The sequence below is a fragment of the Amycolatopsis sp. SID8362 genome (assembly GCF_010550475.1).
Classification (GTDB): Bacteria; Actinomycetota; Actinomycetes; order Mycobacteriales; family Pseudonocardiaceae; genus Amycolatopsis; species Amycolatopsis eburnea.
In genome coordinates, this window is record NZ_JAAGNB010000079.1 from 1 (window position 1) to 3,993 (window position 3,993).

Annotated in this window: 2 protein-coding genes and 2 pseudogenes; 2 read left to right on the forward strand and 2 right to left on the reverse strand. The window is 69.7% G+C overall.

Features of this window, described 5'->3' with window-relative positions:
- Positions 1-457: 457 nt before the first annotated feature.
- A complete protein-coding gene (locus tag G3I65_RS02935) occupies positions 458-898 on the forward strand; it encodes a PTS sugar transporter subunit IIA (RefSeq protein WP_160694481.1) in 441 nt (146 codons plus the stop codon).
- Positions 899-905: 7 nt separating this feature from the next.
- Here the strand turns inward: G3I65_RS02935 and fbaA are convergent.
- Positions 906-1,940, reverse strand: a pseudogene (fbaA, locus tag G3I65_RS02940) (class II fructose-bisphosphate aldolase); the annotation flags it as partial.
- A 204-nt stretch (positions 1,941-2,144) separates the two neighbouring features.
- Between fbaA and eno the strand changes: the two are divergent.
- Positions 2,145-3,428, forward strand: coding sequence for a phosphopyruvate hydratase (eno, locus tag G3I65_RS02945; protein ID WP_160694485.1), 1,284 nt, complete (start codon positions 2,145-2,147; stop codon positions 3,426-3,428).
- Between the two features lie 240 nt (positions 3,429-3,668).
- Here eno and G3I65_RS02950 read toward each other — a convergent pair.
- Positions 3,669-3,993 (reverse strand): annotated as a pseudogene (locus G3I65_RS02950) (hypothetical protein); the annotation flags it as partial.

Below are 3,993 nucleotides of genomic sequence, written 5' to 3' on the forward strand. Positions count from 1 at the left end.
AGCCCGGTCTTCCCGATCCCGGCGGGCCCGCGCAGCAGCACGGCCTGGCCCTCGCCGAGCGCGGCGGCCCGCGCCCGGTCGCTGAGCACCCGCAGTTCCCAGTCCCGGCCCGCCAGATCCGGCCGGGCCGATGCCCGCACCCCACTCCGAACAGCCACAGTTCTCCCGTCCGCGCGATCGCCGGAGCCCGTGCCGGCGGGTTCCCAGCCTGGCCCATCGGCCGGACGCGCGCGGCACCGGCCCCGGCCGGGGCACGAACCCGGATTTCACCGGACTTCGCCGGAAATGCTTGACAATGCCCAGCGCGCCGGGATTCGAAGCGTTTTCGCGTAATTTTGCGAATGGTGTGACGCACGACCGGGTTTTCGCCGGATCGCGCCGCCGTGCCGTACGGTGAGCGCGCACGACGACGTGACCCGGCCGTCTTTTCCCGCATCCCCCCAGAAAGAACCAACCAGTGACAAAAGAAAAACTGCTACCCCTGCACGTGCACGCGGTCGAACTCGGTGTCGCGGCGGCCACTCGGTGGGAAGCCTTGGCGCACATCGGAAACGCCCTCGAAAGCGCCGGGTCCGTCCACACGGGATACCGTGACTCGCTGCACGCGCGGGAGCACCGTGCGTCGACTTACCTCGGGTACGGAATCGCCGTTCCGCACGGATTGCACATCCACGACTACCTGCTGGTCAATCCGGGCCTGGTCGTCACCCGGTTCACCGATCCCGTGCCGTGGGACGGTGAAAAAGTTTCGCTGTGCATCGCGATCGCGGCCTCGGCCGCCGAGCACGTCGATATCCTCTGCCGGATCACCGCGCTGTTCGTCGACCCGGTGCGCCTGGCCGTCCTGCGCACTTCGGAGGACCCGGACGAGATCGCCCGGATCCTCCGAGAAGTGTGAAAATAGTTCACTTCAGTCGGGTGCCTGCCGAGCCGAGCGCTTCGCAGGCTTCGACGATCCGCGCGGCCATGCCGGTCTCAGCCGCCTTCAGGTACGAGCGCGGGTCGTAGACCTTCTTGTTGCCGACCTCGCCGTCGATCTTCAGGACGCCGTCGTAGTTCTTGAAGAAGTGGTCCACGATCGGGCGGGTGAACGCGTACTGGGTGTCGGTGTCGACGTTCATCTTCACCACGCCGTAGGACACCGCCTCGCGGATCTCCTCCGGCAGCGAACCCGAACCGCCGTGGAAGACCAGCTCGAACGGCTTCAACCCGGCGTCCAGGCCGAGCTTCTTGGCCGCGGCTTCCTGGCCGCCCTTGAGGACGTCCGGGCGGAGCTTGACGTTGCCCGGCTTGTACACGCCGTGGACGTTGCCGAAGGTGGCCGCGAGCAGGTAGCGGCCCTTCTCGCCGGCGCCGAGGGCGTCGATGGTCTTGAGGAAGTCGCCTTCGGCGGTGTAGAGCTTCTCGTTGATTTCGGCTTCGACGCCGTCTTCCTCGCCGCCGACGACGCCGATCTCGACCTCGAGGATGATGTTCGCGGCGGCGGTCTTGGCCAGCAGTTCCTGCGCGATCTCGAGGTTTTCGTCGAGGTCGATCGCGGAGCCGTCCCACATGTGGGACTGGAAGAGCGGGTTCTGGCCGTTCTTGACGCGCTCGGCGGAGATCTCGATCAGCGGGCGGACGAAGCCGTCGAGCTTGTCCTTGGGGCAGTGGTCGGTGTGCAGCGCGACGTTGACGTCGTACTTGGCGGCGACGACCTGGGCGAACTCGGCCAGGGCGGTGGCGCCGGTGACCATGTCCTTGACCTTCTGGCCGGACGCGAATTCGGCGCCGCCGGTGGAGAACTGGATGATGCCGTCGCTCTCCGCCTCGGCGAAGCCGCGGATGGCGGCGTTCACGGTCTCGGACGAGGTCACGTTGATGGCCGGGTAGGCGAACTCGCCTCCCTTGGCCCGGGCGAGCATTTCGCGGTAGACGTCGGGGGTGGCGATGGGCATGCGGGCTCCACTTCGGACTTTGGCGGGGTTTCGGGCGGAACGCTAGCGGCGCGATGCTGGGGTTTTCCCCAGTGGCGGCCCGGTAGAACGGTGGTGGTACCGGTCCGGCCGGTGGCAGGTGACGACGTCGTCCCGCCCGCGCCGTGTTCGTCCCGCCGGGCTTCCCTGACCCCGAGGCGCGACGCCGTCGTGCCGCTGAGGAGAGAAATGACTGCCATCGTCCATGTCACCGGCCGGGAGATCCTGGACAGCCGCGGCAACCCGACGGTCGAGGTCGACGTCGAGCTGGCCGACGGGTCGTTCGGGCGCGCGGCGGTGCCGTCGGGTGCGTCGACGGGCACGCGCGAGGCCGTCGAGCTGCGCGACGGTGATCCGGGCCGGTTCCTGGGCAAGGGGGTCCGGAAGGCCGTCGCCGCGGTCAACGGCGAGGTCGCCGCCGCGGTCGTGGGTCTCGACTCGCGGTCGCAGGTCGAGGTGGACCGGGTGCTGTGCGAGCTGGACGGCACGCCGAACAAGGCGCGCCTCGGCGCGAACGCGATCCTCGGCGTGTCGCTGGCGGTGGCGAAGGCCGCCGCGCAGGCGCACGTGCTGCCGCTGTACCGCCACCTGGGCGGGGAGGGCACGTACCGGCTGCCGACGCCGATGATGAACATCGTCAACGGCGGGGTGCACGCCGACAACGGGATCGACTTCCAGGAGTTCATGATCGCGCCGGTCGGCGCGTCGAGCTTCGGCGACGCGGTCCGGATCGGCGCCGAGGTCTTCCACACGCTCCGCGGGATCCTGCGCGACGCCGGGCACAACACCAACGTCGGGGACGAGGGCGGGTTCGCGCCGCAGCTCGACACGGCCGAGCAGGCGCTGGACTTCGTGGTGCGGGCGATCGAACGCGCGGGGTACGTGCCCGGCGACGACGTGGCGCTGATGCTGGACCTGGCCGCGTCGGAGTTCTACGAGGACGGGGTCTACCACTACCGCGGCGAAGGCGTGAAGCGCTCGGCGTCCGAGCACGCCGGCTACCTGCGCGACCTGGTCGCCCGGTACCCGATCGCGTCGATCGAGGACGCCATGGCGGAGGACGACAAGGACGGCTGGCAGCTGGTGACGCGGGCGCTGGGGGAGGAGATCCAGCTCGTCGGCGACGACGTCTTCTGCACCAACGTGGGACTGCTGACCGAAGGGATCGAGCAGGGCGTCGCCAACGCGATCCTGATCAAGGTCAACCAGATCGGCACGCTGACCGAAACCCTCGACGCGGTCGACGTCGCGTCGCGCGCCGGGTATGGCGTTGTGATGTCTCACCGGTCGGGGGAGACCGAGGACACGACGATCGCGGACCTGTCGGTCGCGGTGGACTGCGGGCAGATCAAGACGGGGTCGCTGTCGCGGGCCGACCGCACGGCGAAGTACAACCAGCTGCTGCGGATCGAGGAGGACCTGGGCACGGCGGCGGAGTACGCGGGCCGCGCGCCGCTGAACCGGAAGCGCTGAGCGGGCCGGCGCCGGGGCGTTCGCGTCCCGGCGTCAGGCCTCGGCCGGCCGGCGGCAGAGATGCCTGGCGGCGTGGTCTGCCCGGCGTCGCGGGGATGTCGTGAATGACTCATTCATGTCGTCTGGCGAGGTGAATGACTCATTCATGTCGTCGCGGATGGCCGGATCGGCCGTGCCGCCCGACTTTGCCGAGGCCCTGTCACCAGACGACATGAATGACCCGTTCATGACATGCGCGCGTCAGGCCTCGGCCGGTGCCGCTCCCAGCGCGTCCACGAGCGCGAAGTGCCGCAGCCCGGCGAAAAGCCGTTCGCCGAGCAGGGTGGTGATGAGCGCGGTCTCGGCCGGGCGCCGGGACGGCCCGACGTCGTCGATCAAGGCCGCGTCGACGGCGGCGACCTCACGCGCGAGGGCGGCGTACTCGGCGAGCTTGCCGGAGACGGCGTCGTGCCCGAGCCCGTGGCAGACGGCCAGCACGGTGACCAGGTTCGCCACGGCGGGGTCGGTGTCGTCCGCCGGCGCGCCGAGCAGCTCGCCGACACGCCCGAGCGCCCACGTCCGCGCC

What these genes read in the sequence shown, in the direction of transcription:
- eno (WP_160694485.1), top strand. Translation starts at nt 2,145, where the DNA reads ATGACTGCCATCGTCCATGTCACCGGCCGGGAGATCCTGGACAGCCGC.